The organism is Micromonospora sp. U56, from assembly GCF_018070095.1.
Classification (GTDB): domain Bacteria; phylum Actinomycetota; class Actinomycetes; order Mycobacteriales; family Micromonosporaceae; genus Micromonospora; species Micromonospora purpureochromogenes.
This window is the reverse complement of the sequence record NZ_JAGPYL010000023.1, coordinates 30,684-49,891: the sequence shown is the minus strand read 5'-3', so window position 1 is coordinate 49,891 and position 19,208 is coordinate 30,684. Positions and strand designations below refer to the sequence as shown.

Sequence of the window (19,208 nt, the reverse complement as noted above, 5' to 3'; positions counted from 1 at the left end):
CAGGCTTCAAGTGCACGAGTGAGGTTGTTGCGGGTACTGCCCGCACGACCTCGGAGTGAGGAGTGCAGTGGCAGGTAAGGCCCGCGTACACGAGCTGGCAAAAGAGCTCGGGGTCGAAAGCAAGACCGTTCTCGCCAAGCTGAAGGAAATGGGCGAGTTCGTGAAGTCCGCGTCCAGCACCGTCGAGGCGCCCGTCGCCCGACGGCTGCGTGGCGCATTCGTCGCGTCCGCCGGAGGCGCCTCGGCGCAGGCCGCCCCGCCGGCGGCCGCACCGACTCCGGCCCCGACCCCGACGCCGTCCCCGGCCCCGGGCGCCCCCCGGGTGTCGGCCAAGCCGATGCCGCCCCGGCGGCCGGCCGCGCCGACCCCTGGGCCGAAGCCCAAGGGCCCCGTTCCCGGTCCGCCGCAGCCGGCGGCCCCGGTCGCCAAGCCGGCGAGCGCCCACGACATCGAGGTGGCGGCCGCCGAGGCGCGTGCCGCCGCGCTGAAGGCTGAGCAGGAGGCCGCGGTCAAGGACGCGCAGGCCGCCCGCCAGCAGCAGCGCGAGAACGTCCGACGGGAGCCCCCGACCGAGGGCGGCCCCCGTCCGGGTCCCCGCCCGGGTCCCAACGCCGTGCCCCCGCGTCCGGGGACCCCGGCCGCCGGTCGTCCCGGCGCGCCGGCCCCGGGTCCGGGTGCCCGTCCGGGCGGTCGTCCGCCGGCGCGCGGCGCCGGTAACAACCCGTTCGGTATCCAGGGCGGCCCGCAGCGGCCGCCGGCCGCCGGTGGCCCCCGGCCGAGCCCGGCGGGCATGCCGCCGCGGCCGCGCCCGGCCTCCATGCCGCCGCGGCCGAGCCCGGCCTCCATGCCGAGCCAGCGTCCGACCACCGGTCGCCCCGGCGGTCCCGGCGGCGGTCGTGGCGGCCCCGGTGGCGGCGCAGGTCGTCCCGGCGGCGGCGCCGGCGGTGGCTTCCGCCCCGGTGGCGGTGGCGGCGGCGCTGGCGGTGGCTTCCGCGGCGGTCCCGGTGGCGGTGGCGGTGGCGGTGGCTTCCGCGGCGGTCCCGGTGGCGGTGGCGGTGCTCCGGGCGGCGGTTTCCGTCCGGGTGCCCCGGCCGGCGGCGGTGGTCGTCCCGGTGGCGGCGGTCGTGGCCGTGGCGGCGGTGCCGCGGGTGCCTTCGGGCGTCCGGGTGGCCGGCCGACCCGCGGTCGCAAGTCCAAGAAGCAGCGCAGACAGGAGTTCGACAACCTGTCGGCCCCGACCATGAGCTCGGGTGCCCCCCGGGGTCAGGGTCAGGTCGTCCGGCTCTCCCGTGGCGCCTCGCTGTCGGACTTCGCCGACAAGATCAACGCCAACCCGGGGTCGCTGGTCCAGGAGATGTTCAACCTGGGCGAGATGGTCACCGCGACCCAGTCCTGCTCTGACGAGACCCTGCTGCTGCTGGGTGAGCACCTCGGCTTCGACGTGCAGATCGTCAGCCCGGAGGACGAGGACCGCGAGCTGCTCGCGCAGTTCAACATCGACCTCGACGCCGAGGTCGCGGAGGAGCGGCTGGTCAGCCGGGCGCCGGTGGTGACCGTCATGGGTCACGTCGACCACGGTAAGACCAAGCTGCTCGACGCGATCCGCAAGGCGAACGTCGTGGCCGGTGAGGCGGGTGGCATCACCCAGCACATCGGTGCCTACCAGGTCCACGTCCCGCACGAGGGCGAGGACCGGGCGGTCACCTTCATCGACACCCCGGGTCACGAGGCGTTCACCGCCATGCGTGCCCGTGGTGCCCAGGTGACGGACATCGTGGTGCTGGTGGTCGCGGCCGACGACGGCGTGATGCCGCAGACGATCGAGGCGTTGAACCACGCCAAGGCGGCCGAGGTGCCGATCGTGGTGGCGGTCAACAAGGTCGACAAGCCCGAGGCCAACCCGGACAAGGTCCGCCAGCAGCTGACCGAGTACGGGCTGGTCGCCGAGGAGTACGGCGGCGACACCATGTTCGTCAACGTGGCCGCCAAGCCGGGTATCGGCATCGACGAACTGCTCGAGGCGGTCCTGCTCACCGCCGACGCGTCGCTGGAGCTGACCGCTCCGATCGACGGGCCGGCGCAGGGTGTGGCCATCGAGGCGCACCTGGACAAGGGCCGCGGTGCGGTGGCGACGGTGCTGGTGCAGAAGGGCACCCTGCGGGCGGGCGACTCCATCGTCGCCGGCGGGGCGCACGGCCGGGTTCGGGCGATGCTCGACGAGAACGGCAACCAGGTCGCCGAGGCAGGGCCGGCTCGTCCGGTGCTCGTCCTCGGTCTGACCGCGGTGCCGGGCGCCGGCGACACCTTCCTCGCGGCGGCCGACGACCGTACGGTGCGGCAGATCGCCGAGCAGCGGCAGGCACGGCGGCGGGCGGCGTCCTTCGCCAACTCCCGCGGTCGGGCCACCCTCGAGACGCTCATGGAGCAGCTCAAGGAGGGCGAGAAGACCTCGCTCAACCTGGTGCTCAAGGGCGACGTCTCCGGTTCCGTGGAGGCCCTCGAGGACGCGCTGTTCAACCTCGACATCCCGGAGGAGGTCCAGCTCAGGATCATCCACCGGGGCGTGGGTGCGATCACCGAGAGCGACGTCATGCTCGCGAGCGCCTCGTCCGAGGCGGTCACGATCATCGGCTTCAACGTGCGGGCCGCCAACAAGGTCCGCGAGATCGCCGACCGCGAGGGCGTGGAGATCCGGTACTACACGGTCATCTACCAGGCCATCGAGGAGATCGACGCCGCGCTCAAGGGTCTGCTCAAGCCGGAGTACGAGGAGGTCGAGCTGGGCAGCGCGGAGATCCGCGACGTCTTCCGCTCGTCCAAGATCGGCAACATCTCCGGTTGTATCGTCCGGTCCGGCATCATCCGCCGCAACGCCAAGGCGCGGCTGCTGCGGGACGGGGCGGTCGTGGCGGACAACCTCACGATCAGCTCCCTCAAGCGGTTCAAGGACGACGCGACGGAGGTCCGCGAGGGCTTCGAGTGTGGTCTGACGCTGGGCGGTTTCAACAACGTCCAGGCCGGCGACATCATCGAGACCTTCGAGATGCGGGAGAAGCCGCGCGCCTGATCCGGTGCTGACACAGTGATCAAGGGGTTTACGCCAACTCGGCGTAAACCCCTTGATCATGTCCGGGGATGTCCGTATCGTCCGGAGCGATGTACACGGGAACCGCGGTCTTCGACCTGCTGCTGCCGGGCGACTCACGGTCGCTCAAGGCCAAGAGATCATATGTACGCCCCATCGTGGCGGCGCTGCGCCGATTCGAGGTGTCGGCCGCCGAGGTGGGCGCGTTGGACCTGCACGGCCGAGCCGAGATCGGCGTGGCCGTGGTGGCCGCCGAGGCGGCCCACGTGCGCGAGGTGCTCGACTCCTGTGAGCGCCTGGTGGCCGGGCGCCCCGAGGCCGAACTGCTGTCGGTGCGCCGCCGGTTGCACGGCGAGGACGACTGACGCCCGGGTGGCCGGCGCCACCGGCGGTGCCGCGCGACCGGCCCGGCCGCGCGGGTAGTGTTCGACATGTTGGGCGGTCGGTCCCGGCGGTGCCCTGCGCCGTCGTGCCGGCCGGGAGCAGAACGCCTGGAGGTGGGGGACATGACGGATCCGGCCAAGGTACGCCGGCACGCGGAGCGCATTCGCGAACTGGTCGCGTCGGTGGTGCGGAGCCAGATCAAGGACCCCCGGCTCGGGATGATCACCATCACCGACGCCCGGATCACCGCCGACCTGCGCGACGCCACCGTCTTCTACACCGTGCTCGGTGACGCGGCCGCCCAGGCCAGCACCGCCGCCGCCCTGGAGAGCGCCAAGGGCATGCTGCGCAGCACCGTCGGCAAGGCGCTCGGGCTGCGCCACTCGCCGACCCTGACCTTCGTCCTCGACGACGTGCAGGATCAGGTCAAGCACATCGACGACCTGCTCGCCGCGGCCCGCCAGTCCGACGCCGAGGTGCAGCGGATGGCGGCCCAGGCCAAGTACGCGGGCGAGCCCCAGCCCTACCGGCTCGACGAGGACGAGGACGCCGAGGGCGACCGGGACGACGACGAGGGCACCCCGTCGGCCACGGATCGGCGGTGAGCGGCACCCCGGGCGCGGCCGGCGATCTGCTCACCGGGCCGGCCCGCACCGGCCCGGACGAGTCCGACTGGGCCGCTGCCGTCGCGGCGGTACGCCGGCTGCCGGCCGACGCCCGGGTGCTGCTGATCTGTCACGTCAACCCGGACGGCGACGCGCTGGGCAGCATGCTCGGCTTCGGGCTCGGGCTGCGCCGGCTCGGCGTACGGCACCTCCAGGCGACCTTCCCCGGGCCGCCCGAGGTGCCCGAGCCGTTCCGCTGGCTGCCGGGGCTCGACCTGCTGGTGCCGTCGACCGGGGCGTACCGGGATCCGGACCTGGTGGTCTGCTTCGACGCGGCGAGCGAGTCCCGGCTGGGTGAGCTGGTCGACCGCCTCGACACCGCCGGCGAGGCGCTGGTCCTCGATCACCACGCCTCCAACACCCGGTTCGGCCGGGTGCACCTGGTCGATCCGGCGGCCGCGGCCACCTCGGTCGTCGTCGACGAGCTGCTCACCCGGCTCGACGTGCCGCTGGACGCGGAGATCGCCCAGTGCCTCTACGTCGCGTTGACCACCGACACCGGGTCGTTCCGGTTCGAGGCCACGACCCCCGCCGTGCACCAGTTCGCGGCCCGGCTGCTGGCCACCGGCATCCGCCCGGGGGACATCTCCCGCCAGGTCTTCGACACCCGGCCGTTCGGCGCCGTCCGGCTCTTCGGCGAGGTGCTGGGCCGGGCCCGCCTGGAGCCGTCGGCCGCCGCCGGCTACGGACTGGTCTGGACGTACGCGACCCAGGACGACCTGGCCCGGCACGACCAGCGCCCGTACGTGCTGGAGGCGCTGATCGACTCCGTGCGGTGCACCGCCGAGGCCGACGTGGCCTGCGTGCTCAAGCAGGTCGGCCCGGCCGAGTGGGCCGTGTCGATGCGCAGCAAGGGCGCGGTGGACGTGAGCGCCGTGGCGGTGGCGCTGGGCGGCGGCGGCCACCGGTTCGCCGCCGGGTTCACCGGGGCGGGCAGCGTTGAGGACGTGGTGGGCTCCATCCGGGCCGAGCTGGACGGCGCGCTGATCGCCCGCTGATCTCGGCGCGCCCCGAAGTGTGTTGGTCTTCCCGCGCTGTGTGAGCGCGGGGAGAATCGGAGGATGGAGCAGCCCCCCGAGCTCACCGTCGACCTGCCGCGCGCCTGGGACCGTCCGGTGGTCACGGTTCCGGTGCTGGCCTGCCTCTCCCTGGTCGGTGGGCAGCTGGCGTCCTTCTCGACCCAGGCCAACCTGTGGACCCTGGGCACCGGCGGCGCGCTGATCTGGCTCGGCCTGGGCAACCGGGTGCCCCGCCGGCCGGCGCCGCACCGGCTCGGGCGGGGCGCGCTCTGGTGGATACTGCCGGCAGCCGTCTTCGGCGTCCTCGAGGCCGCCACCTTCGTGCTGTCGGTCGGCAACGAGTTCCCCACCTTCTCCCGGCTCGCGGACCCGCTGCTCGCCGACGAGCTGGTCCGCTCCGCCGCGTGGTTCGGCTGGCTGGCCGCGTTCTGGGGGCTGGTCCGGCGATGATGCGCACCCTGGCCGTCACCGGCTTCCTGACCGCCCTGCTGCTCTTCGCCGCCGTCGAGTGGGCCTCCCGCCGCCCGGGCTCCCGGGTGCCGTCGCTCGGCGACGTCTGCGCGTACGTGATGCGGTACGAGGTCGGGCCGGTCCCGGTGGGCCGGATCGGCGTGTTCGGCTTCTGGTGGTGGCTGGGTTGGCACTTCCTGGCCCGGTGAGCTCCCCGTTTGCGATCTCGTCCGAATGGCGGGAACTGTGGGCAGCATGTGGAACTGAACGTTAATTTGGGAAACGACCGGGCGCCGCGCCGCGACGCAGGTCGTGGGCGGTGGTGCCACACCCGGCGCCGCCTCCTTCCAGGGTCAGACCGACCCGGGCTCACGCTGCCAGGCGAGCCGCTCCGGTGATCCCGGACCGCCGCCGGGCGCTCAGCAGAACCGCCCGTAGGGCCGCCGTCCCCCGGTGGTCCGAACCCTGGAAGGGAACTCCCATGCCGACCAAGCCCAAGCCCGAGACCACCGACGAGGCGCGCGAGCAGATGCGGCGCGCCCTGCAGACCTCGATGGACACCCGTCAGTGACGCAGCCCGACCGGCGGTGACGCCGCCGACGTCCCGCGTCGCCGCCGTCACCGCCTCTCGACCCTGTTCTCCGGCCCGGCCGCCACCTGGCCCATCGGGTCCGCCCCGCCCGGCTCGACGCTGTCGGGTACGCCCGGCCTGTTCTGCCCGGCCCGCCGTCCGCCCGCCTGGCGAAGGCCGCAGCCTCCCGCATCCGAGCGGTCGGGGTCCCCGCCGTCCCGGCCCCTGACCGGTACCGTCGCCCGGTGCGTCGCATCCTGATCGTCGGCAGTTCGGGTGCCGGCAAGAGCACTCTCGCCCGGGCGGTCGCCGGCCGGCTCGACCTGCCGCTGATCCACCTCGACCGGCACTACTGGCGACCCGGCTGGATTCCCGCCGACGACGCGGCCTTCCGCGCCCAGGTCGCCGCGCTCGCCGCCGGCGAGCGCTGGGTGATGGACGGCAACTACGGCAGCACGCTGGATCTCCGCCTGCCCCGCGCCGACCTGTTGGTGCTGGTCGACCTGCCCTGGCCGCTCTGCCTCGCCCGGGTCGTCCGCCGCCGCTGGGACCGCCGCGCCGCCGACCGCCCCGACCTGCCCGCCGGCTGCCCCGAACGGCTCGACCTGGGCTTCCTGCGCTACGTCTGGCGCTATCCCGGCCGCTCCCGGCCCCGGGTGTTTGCCGCGGTCGCCGCCCACGCACCGGAATTGCCGGTCGTCCGGCTGCCCAGCCGCCGCCAGGTTCGCCGCTGGCTCGACGCCCTCCCCTCCCGCTGAGCCACCCCGTGCCCTTCCGCCCGTCCGTCCGGCGGGTCGGCTCCGGTGCGTTGATCGGCACGAATGCGGCGTGTCGCGGTGTTCTTGAGCGGTGACACCGCGACACGCCGCATCTGGAGTGGATCACTCGGCCGTGCCCAGGGCCGAAGCCGAGGGACCGCCGCCGGCCGGCGGCGGTCGGCCTGCTGGTCGCGAGCCCCCTCGACCTCCGTGGCGTCCGGCCCACCGGGTCTGCCCTCCCCGCGATGTCCACCGGCCGAGCTGTCCGCGTCAGTCGAGCTGCCCGTGCCGCGGCGGGCCGCCAGGCCGGAAAGGAGCGACCCGAAGCCGCCGTAGGCGTAAGCGCTGATAGGTCTTGCGATCCTTACCTCCGCCGTGCCAGGATCGGCGGCGATGAGTCAGACCGCCACCGCCATCGCGCCGCCGCGCCGGATCGCCGCCCTCGCCCTGCCCGCGCTGGTGGTGCTCGCCGCCGAACCGCTCTACGTGCTGGTCGACACGGCCGTGGTCGGGCACCTCGGCCGGGTGCCGCTCGCCGCGCTGGCCGTCGGCGGCACCGTGATGACCCTCACCGCCTGGCTGGGCACCGTGCTCGCGTACGGGATCACCGGACGGGCGGCCCGGCGGTTCGGTTCGGGCGACCGGGCGGCGGCGGTGGCCGAGGGCGTGCAGGCGTCCTGGCTCGCCCTCGGGGTGGGCGTGCTCGTCGCGCTCGTCATGCAGGTCGGCGGCGGGGCGCTGGCGCGTACCCTCGCCGGGGGTGGTGACGACGTGGCCGGCGCGGCCGCGCAGTGGCTGCGGATCGCGGCGCTCGGCGCGCCCGGGCTGCTCCTCGCCGCCGCCGGCAACGGCTGGTTGCGCGGCATCCAGGACACCCGCCGCCCGCTGGTCTTCGTGCTCGCGCCCAACCTGCTCTCCGCGCTGCTCTGCCCGCTGCTGGTGTACCCGGCCGGGCTCGGGTTGGCCGGCTCGGCGGTGGCCAACGCCGTCGCCCAGACCGTCTCCGGCGCGCTCTTCGCCGCGGCGCTGGTCCGCGAGCGGGTCTCCCTGCGGCCCCAGCCCCGGCTGATCCGGCAGCAGCTGGCGCTCAGCCGCGACCTGCTGGTCCGGGGCGTCGCGTTCCAGGCCAGCTTCCTCTCCGCCACCGCGGTCGCCGCACGGTTCGGCGCCGCCGCCGTCGGCGCCCACCAGATCGCCCTGCAACTGTGGTTCTTCACCGCGCTGGTGCTCGACGCCCTCGCCATCGCGGCCCAGGCGCTGATCGGCGCCGCGCTCGGGGCCGGCGACGCCGCCGGGGCGCGGGCCCTCGCCCGCCGGTTCGCGCTGCTCGGCGGCGTTGCCGGCATCGGCTTCGCGGTGCTGATCGCCGCCGGGGCCGGCGTGGTGCCGTCCTGGTTCAGCTCCGATCCGCAGGTACGCGAGCAGGCCATGGTGGCCTGGCCCTGGTTCGTGGCGATGCAGCCGCTGGCCGGCGTGGTCTTCGCCCTCGACGGCGTGCTCATCGGCGCCGGGGACGTGCGCTACCTGCGCAACCTGACCATCGTCGCGGCGCTCGGCGGCTTCCTGCCGGCGATCTGGCTCGCCCACGGGCTCGACCTGGGGCTCGGCGGGATCTGGGCCGGGCTGACCCTGTTCATCGTGATCCGGCTGGTCGCGCTGCTGCTGCGGCTGCGCTCGGGTGGGTGGGCGGTGACCGGCGCGGTCCGCTGACCCGGCGGGCCCGGATGCGGTGCCGCGCGGCGGGACGCCGATCGAACGGCCGGCCTCGCGACCCGCGGGGCGGACGAGGTCGGCTCAGAGGATGCCCTCGCGCATCCTGCCGAACAGGTAGGCGGCGCCCGCGACGAGCACCGTGGCGACGGCCGCGACGAACACGAACGACACGACCGCCGAGAGCACCGGGTGCCGCTCGCTGAACCGGGTGTGCTCCCGCCACCGCCACACCGCGCGCCGCAGCTCGCGCAGCACCGGCGTCCGGTCGACCAGCTCGGAGAGCAGCCGGCCCGGGGTGCGGCGGGGCGGCTCGGGGTTGCGCATCCACTCCGGCAGGTCGACCCGGGCGCGGTGCTCGTGGGAGGGCGGGTTGCTATCGGGACTCCGGAGACGGTAGGGATGCGAGGGGCATTGTGCCGTGCGGTGACGGCGCCGGTGACCCCGTCTGGCAGGCTTGGCGGTCGTGAGCGGTGACGGGCTGATCGTGGTGGACAAGCCGGGCGGCATGACGTCGCACGACGTGGTGGCGCGGATCCGCCGGCTGGCGCGGACCCGGCGGGTGGGGCACGGCGGCACGCTCGACCCGATGGCCACCGGCGTGCTGGTGATCGGGGTGGGCCGGGCGACCCGGCTGCTGACGTACGTGATCGGCGCCGGCAAGAGCTACACCGCCACGGTGCGGCTCGGGCAGGCCACCGTCACCGACGACGCCGAGGGTGACGTGATCGCCACCACCCCGGCCGGCCAGCTCACCGACGAGGCGGTCCGGGCGGCGTTCGCCGCGCTCGCCGGCGAGGTCGACCAGGTGCCCAGCGCGGTCAGCGCCATCAAGGTCAACGGCCAGCGCGCCTACAAGCGGGTCCGCGAGGGCGAGAGCGTCGAGCTGCCCGCCCGGCGGGTCACCATCTCCCGCCTCGACGTGCTGGCCGTCCGCCGGGACGCCCCCGACGTGCTGGACGTGGACATCGACGTGACCTGCTCGTCCGGGACGTACATCCGGGCCATCGCGCGGGACGCGGGCCTGGCGCTCCGGGTGGGTGGGCACCTCACCGCGCTGCGGCGTACCGCGGTGGGCGGCTTCCGCCTGACCGAGGCCGCCACCCTCGAAGAGTTGGAGCAGCGCGCGCCCGAGGTGGTCAACCTGCCGCTCGACGCGGCCGCCGACCGGTTCTTCCCGCGTCGGGAGGCCAGCGCCGACGAGGCGAAGGTGCTCTCCCACGGCGGGCCGCTCGACGCGGCCGGCATCGTCGGGCCGTACGCGGTCTTCGGTCCCGACGGCGGCCTGATCGCTATCGTCAGCGAGCGGGACGGCCGGGCCCGCGCGGAGATCGTGCTCGCCCCGGCCTGACGGCGGGGCGTGGGTCCGCCGGCCGGCGGTGGTCGGGCAGAGCGGCGGGAATGCAGGGGAGGGGCCGACTAGTGCGTGACTTCCTGTCTAGAGTTGTGTATAGCTAGCTGATATGGGCAGGCTGTATCGGATTGGTGAGTTCGCGGAGCGTATCGGGCGGTCCGTCAGCACTGTCCGCCGCTGGGAGTCCGAGGGGCGCCTGGTGGCCAAGCGCAGCCCGTCTGGGCAGCGGTACTTCGACGACTGCGACGTTCGGAAGGTCCTGCGACCTGGCGTTGTTGAACATGCCCGGCGGATCGTCGTCTATTGCCGGGTGTCGTCACCGGGTCAGAAGAACGACCTCGCTTCGCAGGTCGCGGCCATGGAGCAGTTCTGCCTTGCCCGTGGATTGGCGGTGGATGAGTGGGTGTCGGAGATCGGCGGCGGCATGAACCTGCGTCGCGAGAAGCTCGTCGCGCTGATGGACGCGGTGGACCGCGGTGAAATCGGCACGATCGTGGTGGCGCACTGGGACCGGCTGGCCAGGTTCGGGTTCGACTTCCTGGAGCATGTCGCGAACCGCAACGGCTGCGAGATCGTCGTGGCGAACCAGGAGTCGCTGTCGCCGCGGCAGGAGCTTGTTGAGGATCTACTGGCGATTGTGCGCACGTTCTCGTGCCGCGTTGACGGCCTGCGCCGCTACGAGAAGACCCTCAGGGACGAGTTGTCGGGCGGTGGCCGGTGAAGGTTACCCGGATCGCGTACTCGGCTCGCCTCAATCCGGGCAAGTATGTCGCTCTGTTGGAGCAGGCGCGGCGTCTTGGTCGGGTCAGGTCCGAGGTGTGGCAGCGGTTCGGCTCCGTCGCCGGGGCGGGGCTGCGGGACCGGCAGGTCCGCGATCAGTGGCTGGCCGACGGTGACGCACGGCGGTTCGGGGTGCCGGCGAACGCGTGGAAGGAAACCCTCCGCGATGCGATGGCCGACATCGCCGCGAACCGGGAGGCCGCGAAGGTCCAGGTCCGTCGTGCGGTCGCCCGACGCACTGCCGATCCGGTCGACCGGAAGCGGTTGTTCAGCCTGTTGAAGGCCGACCGGTGGGCCGAGGACCCCTACCTGTCCCGACTGATGCGCAGGCACTGGCGGCGGGGCAAGAACCACACCCGTGATCAGATCATCGTCCGCGCCGACAAAGTCCGTACCCATACCTTTGTCGACGGTAGGAAGGTGTGGCTTGCCGTCCCCGGCCTTGAACCGCGTAAGCCGATCATGGTGCCGCTGTCCACGACCATCGCCCCGTCGGGAACGCTGCGGCTGATCCTGCGTGGCGGCCGGGTCGAGGCCCACTACCAGGTCGACGCCGCGGACCTGCCGTCGTCGCAGCGGCCGTGCGGTGACCGGGAGATCGGTGTCGACAAGGGCTACACCGAAGCGCTGACCGATTCCGACGGCGACCGCCACGGCAGCAACCTCGGCGCGTTCCTGACCGCCGAGTCGGACCGACTGAAGGAGCGCAACCGGCGTCGAGCGAAACTTCGCTCGATCGCGAACAACGCCGCCCTACGCGCCGACCACGCCAAAGCCGCCCGGATCAAGGCGAACAACCTCGGCAACCGCAAGCGGGACCGGCAGGCCGCCCGGCACCGTGCCCAGATCCGGACGGAGATCTTCACCGCCGTCCACGCCGTGCTTGACAAGGCCAAGGCCGTCGTGGCTGAAGATCTCACCACAACCTTCGCCGGGCGCAGGAAGCTCGGTAAGAACATGAACCGGCGCCTCGCCGCGTGGACGAAAGGTGTCACCGCCGAGGCGCTGCAGAACGTGTCGGAGCGCAGAGGTTCTGCGCTCGTGCTGGTCAATGCCGCCTACACGTCACAAGCCTGTCCCCGGTGCGGTGGCCTCGGCCGCCGTGACGGGGATCGGCTTCACTGCACCCGGTGCGGGGTCGTGTGGCAGGCGGACCATGCCGCCGCGATCAACGTCCTGCGCAGACACGGTGACCCCGACATCACCCTCCACACCACCCACAAACGGGTGAAGGAGATCTTGCAGGCGCGGACCGATCGCCACCGGATCAGACTGCCGATCCAGGACTCCAGCCGGGCTGTCAACGGCGGAGAGCGAACCATCCGACCACACTCACCCCTGCACACGGGTGAGCTATGAAAAGGAAGCAGGAATGGCATGCAGCGGTGGCGGGGGTACGACGCGGCGCCCGGTGGCTGGGGGCGTTCGGTCGTCACCATCGGCGTCTTCGACGGCGTGCACAAGGGGCACCAGGCGACCATCGGACACGCCGTTGCCCGGGCCCGGGAGCTGGGCCTGAAGTCGGTGGTGGTCACCTTCGACCCGCACCCGGCGGAGGTGGTCCGCCCGGGCTCGCACCCCGCCGTGCTCACCGAGCCCGCCCGCAAGGCGGAACTGATCGAGGCCCTCGGCGTCGACGTGCTCTGCGTGGTGCCGTTCACCCCGGAGTTCTCCCGGCTGCCGGCGGAGGCGTTCGTGCACGACGTCCTGGTCGAGCACCTGCACGCCGCGCTGGTGGTGGTGGGGGACAACTTCCGGTTCGGGCACCGGGCGGCCGGCGACGTGGCGCTGCTGACCCGGCTCGGCCGCACCTTCGGCTTCGGGGTGGAGGGCGCGCCGCTGGTGGCCGAGGCGGGCACCGTCTTCTCCTCGACGTACATCCGCTCCTGCGTCGACGCGGGCGACGTGGCCGCCGCGGCCGCCGCGCTGGGCCGCCCGCACCGGCTGGAGGGGGTGGTGGTCCGGGGCGACCAGCGCGGACGTGAGCTGGGTTACCCCACCGCCAACCTGCTCCGCCACCGGTACGCGGCGGTCCCCGCCGACGGGGTGTACGCCGCCCGGCTGGTGCGTCGGGGACAGCGGGAGCCCCTGGCGGCGGCGGTGTCGATCGGCACCAACCCGACCTTCTCCGGCCGGGAGCGGCGGGTGGAGGCGTACGCGCTGGACTTCTCCGGCGACCTGTACGGCGAGCGGCTGGCCCTGGACTTCGTCGCGCACCTGCGGGAGCAGCGCCGGTACGACGGCATCGAGCCCCTCGTGGCGCAGATCGCCGAGGACGTCGAGCGGACCCGCCGGGCGATCGGCTGAGCGCGCCGCGGGCGGCTTTGCCGACCTTGACCGGATGGGACCGGGCCGGACTGGTAGTCTGGCGGGGACGTCGGCTGACCGACGTGGGGCCTCGCGTGCCTGCACGACGCCGCGGGTGCGAGGTACCGGTCCGTTCCGGTCTCCTGACCGGTTCGACGGACACCAGTGATCAACCCACCGAAACAGGGAGAACATGGCGCTCGACCAGGAAGCCAAGGCCACGATCCGTGCGGAGTACGCGACCGCCGAGGGCGACACCGGTTCGCCGGAGGTGCAGGTCGCGGTCCTCACCAAGCGGATCGCCGAGCTGACCGAGCACCTGAAGGTGCACAAGCACGACCACCACAGCCGCCGCGGGCTGCTGCTGCTGGTCGGCCGGCGCCGTCGGCTGCTCAACTACGTCCAGAAGAAGGACATCAACCGCTACCGGTCGCTCATCGAGCGACTCGGTCTGCGCCGGTGACGTGACGGGGGAGTGGCCTGAGGCCGCTCCCCCGTTCCGGTACCACTGAAGAACAGGGCCGCGCGACCACCCGAGAGGGAGCCGGTCAGCGTACCGGTCTCCGGTAGTGGCCTCCGGGCATCCCGGCATCACGCCGGTCACCCGGGCGCTTCGATCGAAGACCGGCCGTCTGAGCAGCTCCCGTGTCGTGGGCCCCCGACGCGAAGGAGCACGACAGCACCATGACCGAGACCAACCTCGGCACCGAATCCCGTACCGCTGTGATCGACAACGGGTCCTTCGGCACCCGTGAGATCACCTTCTCCACCGGCCGGCTGGCCCGTCAGGCCGCCGGTTCGGTCGTCGCCCAGCTGGGCGAGACCGTGGTCCTCTCCGCCACCACGGCCGGCAAGCAGCCGAAGGAGCAGTTCGACTTCTTCCCGCTGACCGTCGACGTCGAAGAGCGGATGTACGCCGCGGGCCGGATCCCCGGCTCGTTCTTCCGTCGCGAGGGACGCCCCAGCGAGGACGCGATCCTCACCTGCCGGCTGATCGACCGGCCGCTGCGCCCGTCGTTCGTCAAGGGCCTGCGCAACGAGGTCCAGGTCGTCGAGACCGTCCTCGCGCTCGACCCGCAGCACCCGTACGACGTCGTGGCGATCAACGCCGCCTCGATGTCGACCAAGCTCTCCGGCCTGCCGTTCTCCGGCCCGATCGGGGCCACCCGGATGGCGCACGTCGACGGCCAGTGGGTCGCCTTCCCGACCATCGACGAGCTGGCCCGGGCCACCTTCGACATGGTGGTGGCCGGCCGCGCGCTGCCCGACGGCGACGTCGCGATCATGATGGTCGAGGCCGAGGCCACCGAGCACACCGTGGCGCTGGTCGCCGGCGGTGCCCCGGCCCCGACCGAGGAGGTCGTGGCCAGCGGCCTGGAGGCCGCCAAGCCGGCCATCCGCGAGCTGTGCCGGGCGCAGAGCGAGCTGGCCGAGGTGGCCGCCAAGCCGGTCGCCGAGTTCCCGGTCTTCCTGGACTACCAGGACGACGTGTACGCGGCGGTGGCCGAGGTGGCCCGCGCCGACGTGGCGGAGGCGCTCACCATCGCCGGCAAGGCCGCCCGTGAGGAGGCCCTGGACCGGGTCAAGGCCCGGGTCGCCGAGGAGCTCGGCGGTCGCTTCGAGGGCCGGGAGAAGGAGCTCAGCGCCGCCTTCCGGTCGCTGACCAAGTCCGAGGTCCGCAACCGGGTGCTGCGCGAGCAGATCCGCATCGACGGCCGCGGCCCGCGCGACATCCGCCCGCTGACCGCCGAGGTCGGCGTGCTGCCCCGGGTGCACGGCTCGGCGCTGTTCGAGCGGGGCGAGACCCAGATCCTGGGCGTCACCACGCTGAACATGCTGCGCATGGAGCAGTCGCTGGACACCCTCTCCCCGGAGAAGTCCAAGCGCTACATGCACAACTACAACTTCCCGCCGTACTCGACCGGTGAGACCGGCCGGGTCGGTTCGCCGAAGCGGCGCGAGATCGGCCACGGCGCGCTCGCCGAGCGGGCGCTGATCCCGGTGCTGCCGGCGCGCGAGGAGTTCCCGTACGCCATCCGGCAGGTCTCCGAGGCGCTCGGCTCCAACGGCTCCACCTCGATGGGTTCGGTCTGCGCCTCGACGCTGGGCCTGCTGTCGGCCGGTGTGCCGCTGAAGGCGCCGGTCGCCGGCATCGCCATGGGCCTCATCTCCGACGAGGTCGAGGGCAAGACCCAGTACGTGACGCTGACCGACATCCTCGGCGCCGAGGACGCGTTCGGTGACATGGACTTCAAGGTCGCCGGCACCCGGGACTTCGTCACCGCGCTGCAGCTCGACACCAAGCTCGACGGCATCCCGTCGGACGTGCTGGCCGCCGCGCTCCAGCAGGCGCACGAGGCCCGACAGACGATCCTCGACGTCATGCAGGCGGCGATCGAGGCTCCGGCCGAGATGTCGGACTACGCGCCGCGGGTCACCACGGTCAAGATCCCGGTCGACAAGATCGGCATGGTGATCGGCCCGAAGGGCCAGACCATCAACGCCATCCAGGACGAGACCGGCGCCGAGATCTCCATCGAGGACGACGGCACGATCTACGTCGGCGCGACCAACGGCCCGTCGGCCCAGGCCGCGGTGGACCGGATCAACGGCATCGCCAACCCGACCCTGCCGAAGGTGGGGGAGCGGTTCCTCGGCACGGTGGTCAAGACGGCCGCGTTCGGCGCGTTCGTCTCGCTGCTGCCGGGCCGCGACGGCCTGCTGCACATCTCCAAGGTGGGCGACGGCAAGCGGGTCGAGAAGGTCGAGGACTTCCTCAACGTCGGCGACAGGGTCGAGGTCGAGATCGCGGACATCGACGCCCGCGGCAAGATCTACCTGGACAAGGTCCGCCCGGAGGGCGCCGAGGCGCCGGCCGCCGGCCAGGCCGCCGGTGGCGAGCGTCCGGCCGGCCGGGGCGGCGACCGCGGCGGTGACCGTGGCCCGCGCGACCGTGGCGACCGGGGTGGCGACCGGGGTGGTCGTGCCCCGGAGCGCGGCGACCGGCCCCAGGGCGGCGGCGAGGGTGGCGAGGGCGGCGAGGGCGGCGAGCGCCCGCGTCGCCGGACCCGGCACAGCTGACCCACCGCGCCACAGCACCACCCACCCCTCGTCAACTGAGAGCAGGTTTCCGTGAGTCGGGCCCAGCGTTCGTCTTTTCCTGCGGCTCGACGGGGGGTGGGGCAGTCCGGAGCCGTCCGGCACGCCACCGGGACGCAACCCGGTCGCGCGGGGTCGGGCCGGGCGGTCACCCGCACGCTGAGTGACGACCCGCTGGGCGGCACGGTACGCCGTACCGTGCTGCCCAGCGGGTTGCGTGTGCTCACCGAGGCGATCCCGGCGATGCGCAGCGTCTCGTTCGGCATCTGGGTGGCGGTCGGCTCGCGGGACGAGACCGGCCCGCAGGCCGGCGCGGCGCACTTCCTGGAGCACCTGCTCTTCAAGGGCACCCACAAGCGCGGCGCGCTGGAGATCTCCTCGGCGATCGAGGCGGTGGGCGGCGAGACCAACGCCTTCACCACCAAGGAATACACCTGCTACTACGCCCGCGTGCTGGACGAGGACCTGCCGCTGGCGATCGACGTCATGTGCGACCTGGTGGCCGACTCGGTGCTCGAGGCGGCCGACGTGGAGACCGAGCGCGGCGTCATCCTCGAAGAGATCGCCATGCACGACGACGAGCCCGGCGACGAGGTGCACGACCTCTTCGCCCGCGCCGTCTACGGCGACCACCCCCTGGGCCGGCTCATCTCCGGCACCGAGGAGACGGTCACCCCGATGACCCGGCGGCAGATCCACAGCTTCTACCGGCGCCGGTACACCGCGCCGCAGATCGTCATCGCCGCCGCCGGCAACCTGGACCACGCCACCGTGGTCAAGCTGGTCCGCCAGGCCCTGCGCGGCACCCCGCTGGACACCGACCCGGCGACCCCGGCTCCGCACCGGCCGGCCACCCCGGCGGTACGCACCAGGCCGGCCGCCACCCTGGTGGAGCCGAAGGAGTCCGAGCAGGCGCACGTCATCCTCGGCTGCCCCGGCATCGACCGCCTCGACGAGCGGCGCTTCGCCCTCGGCGTGCTCAACAACGTCCTCGGCGGCGGCATGTCCAGCCGGCTGTTCCAGGAGATCCGCGAGCAGCGTGGCCTGGCCTACTCGGTCTACTCGTACGCCAGCCAGTACGCCGACAGCGGCCTCTTCGCCGTCTACGCCGGCTGCGCGCCGGGCAAGGTGGACGAGGTGCTGGCGCTGACCCGCGCCGAGCTGGCCCGGGTGGCCGCCGAGGGGATCAGCGAGGCCGAGCTGGCCCGGGGCAAGGGCATGAGCAAGGGATCGTTCGTGCTGGGCCTGGAGGACACCGGCTCGCGGATGAGCCGGCTGGCCAAGGGGGAGCTGCTCTACGGCGACCTGATGCCGGTGGACGAGCTGCTCACCCGGGTCGACGCGGTCACCCTGGCGGACGTGAACGCGCTCGCCGCCGAGCTGCTGAGCCGGCCGATGTCCCTGGCTGTGGTCGGCCCGTTCGGCGAGCACGACTTCTCCGCCTGACCCGCCTGGCCGGCGGTGCCGGCGTGCGCGCCGGGTCCGCCGCGCGTGGGTCACCGTCGTCCCGTGGGACGTGGGTGGTCCCGGCGGGTGACCGCGTCCCGATTGGGATAGGTTGTGCCCCGTGACTGACGAGCAGGAGAAGGGCCTGGACGAGCCGATCCGGGTCGGCGTGCTGGGTGCCCGGGGCCGGATGGGCGTCGAGGTGTGCAAGGCGGTCGACGCGGCCTCCGACATGGACCTGGTGGCGATGGTCGACCAGGGCGACTGGCTGTTCAACGCCTCCGACGCGGGCGCCGAGGTGGTCGTCGACTTCACCACGCCGGACGTCGTCATGGACAACCTGCACTGGTGCATCGACCAGGGCATCAGCGCGGTGGTCGGCACCACCGGCTTCACCGAGCAGCGGATCGAGCGGGTGCGCGGTTGGCTGGAGCGCAAGCCGGGCGTCGGCGTGGTGATCGCCCCGAACTTCGGGATCGGCGCGGTGCTGATGATGCAGTTCGCCGCGCGGGCCGCCCGGCACTTCGAGTCCGTCGAGATCATCGAGCAGCACCACCCGCGCAAGCTCGACGCCCCCAGCGGCACCGCCACCCACACCGCCCGCCGGATCGCCCAGGCGCGCGCCGACGCCGGCCTCGGCCCGTCGCCGGACGCCACCTCCGACGAGGTGCCGGGTGCGCGCGGCGCCGACATCGACGGGGTACGCGTGCACGCCGTGCGGGCCACCGGGCTGGTCGCCCACCAGGAGGTGCTCTTCGGCACCACCGGTGAGACGCTGACCATCCGGCACGACTCGTACGACCGGGCCTCGTTCATGCCCGGCGTGCTGCTGGCCGTCCGCGCGGTGCGTACCCGCCCGGGCCTGACCATCGGCCTGGACTCGCTGCTCGACTGAGCGTCCTCCCGGCCGGCCCGCGCCGCGGGCCGGCCGTCGCGCCGGCAGGTGCGCAACGGCGGTCAAGCGCGCCGGCCACCCTCGAATGCCGGTCGAGGCTCGCCCGGCCGTGGCCTGGGCGACGGGCCGGGTGAGCACGACCGGCTGGTGCGGCACGGGGCGAAACGGCTCGTCACCGGGTCCGGCCGGGACCTAGGCTGACCGTCATGATCGATTCAGGGCTGCGCGACCGGGCCGGACGTCACATCACGCTGCGGCCGGTCGACGACCACAACTGGCGGGATGTCGCCGACGTGGCGCCCCGCGACGACCAGCGCGCCTGGGTACCCGCCCTGGCCGCCCGTTACCTGGTGCTGACCATGCGCTCCGACGTGTGGACCTCGCTGGCCGTCTACGCCGACGAGACGGTGGTCGGACACGCCATGTGGGGTGTCGACGACGACGGCTCCCGCTGGATCGGCGGCATGGTGATCGCCGCCGGCGAACAGGACCGGGGCGTCGGGCGGGCCACCGTCCGCACCCTGGCCGACTGGCTCGCCGCGCAGGACGGCGGCAGCGTGGTCCGCCTCTCGTACCACCCCGACAACACCCCGGCGGCCCGCCTCTACACCGCCCTCGGCTTCGCCCCGACCGGTGCGGTGGAGGATGACGAACTGGTCGCCGAGCTCACCTCCTGACCCCGTCG

The 19,208-nt window shown here is 73.1% G+C and carries 18 protein-coding genes; 17 read left to right on the top strand and 1 reads right to left on the bottom strand.

Going from position 1 to position 19,208, the window contains the following annotated elements:
• Positions 1–67: 67 nt before the first annotated feature.
• The 8 genes from infB to KBX37_RS11255 all read left to right on the top strand — a co-directional run bounded on the left by infB (position 68) and on the right by KBX37_RS11255 (position 8,642).
• Entirely contained in the window at positions 68–3,067 is a 3,000-nt protein-coding gene (infB, locus tag KBX37_RS11290; RefSeq protein ID WP_210775840.1) for a translation initiation factor IF-2, read from the top strand.
• Between the two features lie 89 nt (positions 3,068–3,156).
• Positions 3,157–3,450, top strand: coding sequence for a DUF503 domain-containing protein (locus tag KBX37_RS11285; RefSeq protein ID WP_088963418.1), 294 nt, complete (start codon positions 3,157–3,159; stop codon positions 3,448–3,450).
• 141 nt (positions 3,451–3,591) lie between these two features.
• Positions 3,592–4,074: a 30S ribosome-binding factor RbfA gene (gene rbfA, locus KBX37_RS11280; protein ID WP_210775839.1), complete on the top strand. Its 483-nt coding sequence runs from the start codon at positions 3,592–3,594 to the stop codon at positions 4,072–4,074.
• Positions 4,071–5,132, top strand: a complete 1,062-nt coding sequence (locus tag KBX37_RS11275; protein WP_307849032.1) for a bifunctional oligoribonuclease/PAP phosphatase NrnA — start codon at positions 4,071–4,073, stop codon at positions 5,130–5,132. The genes rbfA and KBX37_RS11275 overlap by 4 nt, the downstream gene beginning before the upstream one ends.
• A 63-nt stretch (positions 5,133–5,195) precedes the next feature.
• Positions 5,196–5,603 carry a hypothetical protein gene (locus KBX37_RS11270; protein WP_210775838.1) on the top strand — a complete coding sequence of 136 codons (408 nt, stop codon included), beginning with the start codon at positions 5,196–5,198 and terminating at the stop codon, positions 5,601–5,603.
• Entirely contained in the window at positions 5,603–5,812 is a 210-nt protein-coding gene (locus tag KBX37_RS11265) for a DUF6186 family protein (protein WP_179806287.1), read from the top strand. The genes KBX37_RS11270 and KBX37_RS11265 overlap by 1 nt, the downstream gene beginning before the upstream one ends.
• Positions 5,813–6,419: 607 nt before the next feature.
• Positions 6,420–6,932, top strand: coding sequence for an AAA family ATPase (locus KBX37_RS11260; RefSeq protein ID WP_307849031.1), 513 nt, complete (start codon positions 6,420–6,422; stop codon positions 6,930–6,932).
• A 393-nt stretch (positions 6,933–7,325) separates the two neighbouring features.
• Positions 7,326–8,642, top strand: coding sequence for an MATE family efflux transporter (locus tag KBX37_RS11255; protein ID WP_210775837.1), 1,317 nt, complete (start codon positions 7,326–7,328; stop codon positions 8,640–8,642).
• Positions 8,643–8,726: 84 nt separating this feature from the next.
• Here KBX37_RS11255 and KBX37_RS11250 read toward each other — a convergent pair whose 3' ends face one another.
• Positions 8,727–8,969 carry a hypothetical protein gene (locus KBX37_RS11250; RefSeq protein WP_210775836.1) on the bottom strand — a complete coding sequence of 81 codons (243 nt, stop codon included), beginning with the start codon at positions 8,967–8,969 and terminating at the stop codon, positions 8,727–8,729.
• 139 nt (positions 8,970–9,108) lie between these two features.
• Between KBX37_RS11250 and truB the strand changes: the two genes are divergently transcribed.
• From truB to KBX37_RS11205, 9 genes are all read left to right on the top strand, one after another.
• Positions 9,109–9,993 (top strand): tRNA pseudouridine(55) synthase TruB, encoded by an 885-nt coding sequence (gene truB, locus KBX37_RS11245; RefSeq protein WP_210775835.1) that lies wholly within the window; start codon positions 9,109–9,111, stop codon positions 9,991–9,993.
• Between the two features lie 112 nt (positions 9,994–10,105).
• Entirely contained in the window at positions 10,106–10,717 is a 612-nt protein-coding gene (locus KBX37_RS11240) for an IS607 family transposase (protein WP_210775834.1), read from the top strand.
• Positions 10,714–12,135 (top strand): RNA-guided endonuclease TnpB family protein, encoded by a 1,422-nt coding sequence (locus KBX37_RS11235; protein ID WP_210775833.1) that lies wholly within the window; start codon positions 10,714–10,716, stop codon positions 12,133–12,135. The genes KBX37_RS11240 and KBX37_RS11235 overlap by 4 nt, the downstream gene beginning before the upstream one ends.
• 18 nt (positions 12,136–12,153) lie before the next feature.
• Positions 12,154–13,083: a bifunctional riboflavin kinase/FAD synthetase gene (locus KBX37_RS11230; RefSeq protein ID WP_210775832.1), complete on the top strand. Its 930-nt coding sequence runs from the start codon at positions 12,154–12,156 to the stop codon at positions 13,081–13,083.
• A gap of 193 nt (positions 13,084–13,276) precedes the next feature.
• On the top strand, positions 13,277–13,546 hold the full coding sequence (rpsO, locus tag KBX37_RS11225; RefSeq protein ID WP_088963411.1) for a 30S ribosomal protein S15: 270 nt from the start codon (positions 13,277–13,279) through the stop codon (positions 13,544–13,546).
• 221 nt (positions 13,547–13,767) lie between these two features.
• Positions 13,768–16,164 carry a polyribonucleotide nucleotidyltransferase gene (locus tag KBX37_RS11220; RefSeq protein ID WP_210775857.1) on the top strand — a complete coding sequence of 799 codons (2,397 nt, stop codon included), beginning with the start codon at positions 13,768–13,770 and terminating at the stop codon, positions 16,162–16,164.
• A gap of 51 nt (positions 16,165–16,215) precedes the next feature.
• Positions 16,216–17,628 (top strand): M16 family metallopeptidase, encoded by a 1,413-nt coding sequence (locus tag KBX37_RS11215; protein ID WP_374103724.1) that lies wholly within the window; start codon positions 16,216–16,218, stop codon positions 17,626–17,628.
• Positions 17,629–17,749: 121 nt separating this feature from the next.
• Positions 17,750–18,523 (top strand): 4-hydroxy-tetrahydrodipicolinate reductase, encoded by a 774-nt coding sequence (gene dapB, locus KBX37_RS11210; RefSeq protein WP_179803649.1) that lies wholly within the window; start codon positions 17,750–17,752, stop codon positions 18,521–18,523.
• A 206-nt stretch (positions 18,524–18,729) separates the two neighbouring features.
• Entirely contained in the window at positions 18,730–19,200 is a 471-nt protein-coding gene (locus KBX37_RS11205) for a GNAT family N-acetyltransferase (protein ID WP_154942768.1), read from the top strand.
• Positions 19,201–19,208: the final 8 nt, after the last annotated feature.

What these genes read in the sequence shown, in the direction of transcription:
- KBX37_RS11220 (WP_210775857.1), top strand. Translation starts at nt 13,768, where the DNA reads ATGACCGAGACCAACCTCGGCACCGAATCCCGTACCGCTGTGATCGAC.
- KBX37_RS11270 (WP_210775838.1), top strand. Translation starts at nt 5,196, where the DNA reads ATGGAGCAGCCCCCCGAGCTCACCGTCGACCTGCCGCGCGCCTGGGAC.
- KBX37_RS11265 (WP_179806287.1), top strand. Translation starts at nt 5,603, where the DNA reads ATGCGCACCCTGGCCGTCACCGGCTTCCTGACCGCCCTGCTGCTCTTC.
- KBX37_RS11255 (WP_210775837.1), top strand. Translation starts at nt 7,326, where the DNA reads ATGAGTCAGACCGCCACCGCCATCGCGCCGCCGCGCCGGATCGCCGCC.
- KBX37_RS11240 (WP_210775834.1), top strand. Translation starts at nt 10,106, where the DNA reads ATGGGCAGGCTGTATCGGATTGGTGAGTTCGCGGAGCGTATCGGGCGG.
- KBX37_RS11285 (WP_088963418.1), top strand. Translation starts at nt 3,157, where the DNA reads ATGTACACGGGAACCGCGGTCTTCGACCTGCTGCTGCCGGGCGACTCA.
- KBX37_RS11230 (WP_210775832.1), top strand. Translation starts at nt 12,154, where the DNA reads ATGCAGCGGTGGCGGGGGTACGACGCGGCGCCCGGTGGCTGGGGGCGT.
- KBX37_RS11205 (WP_154942768.1), top strand. Translation starts at nt 18,730, where the DNA reads ATGATCGATTCAGGGCTGCGCGACCGGGCCGGACGTCACATCACGCTG.
- rpsO (WP_088963411.1), top strand. Translation starts at nt 13,277, where the DNA reads ATGGCGCTCGACCAGGAAGCCAAGGCCACGATCCGTGCGGAGTACGCG.
- KBX37_RS11250 (WP_210775836.1), bottom strand. Translation starts at nt 8,969, where the DNA reads ATGCGCAACCCCGAGCCGCCCCGCCGCACCCCGGGCCGGCTGCTCTCC.
- rbfA (WP_210775839.1), top strand. Translation starts at nt 3,592, where the DNA reads ATGACGGATCCGGCCAAGGTACGCCGGCACGCGGAGCGCATTCGCGAA.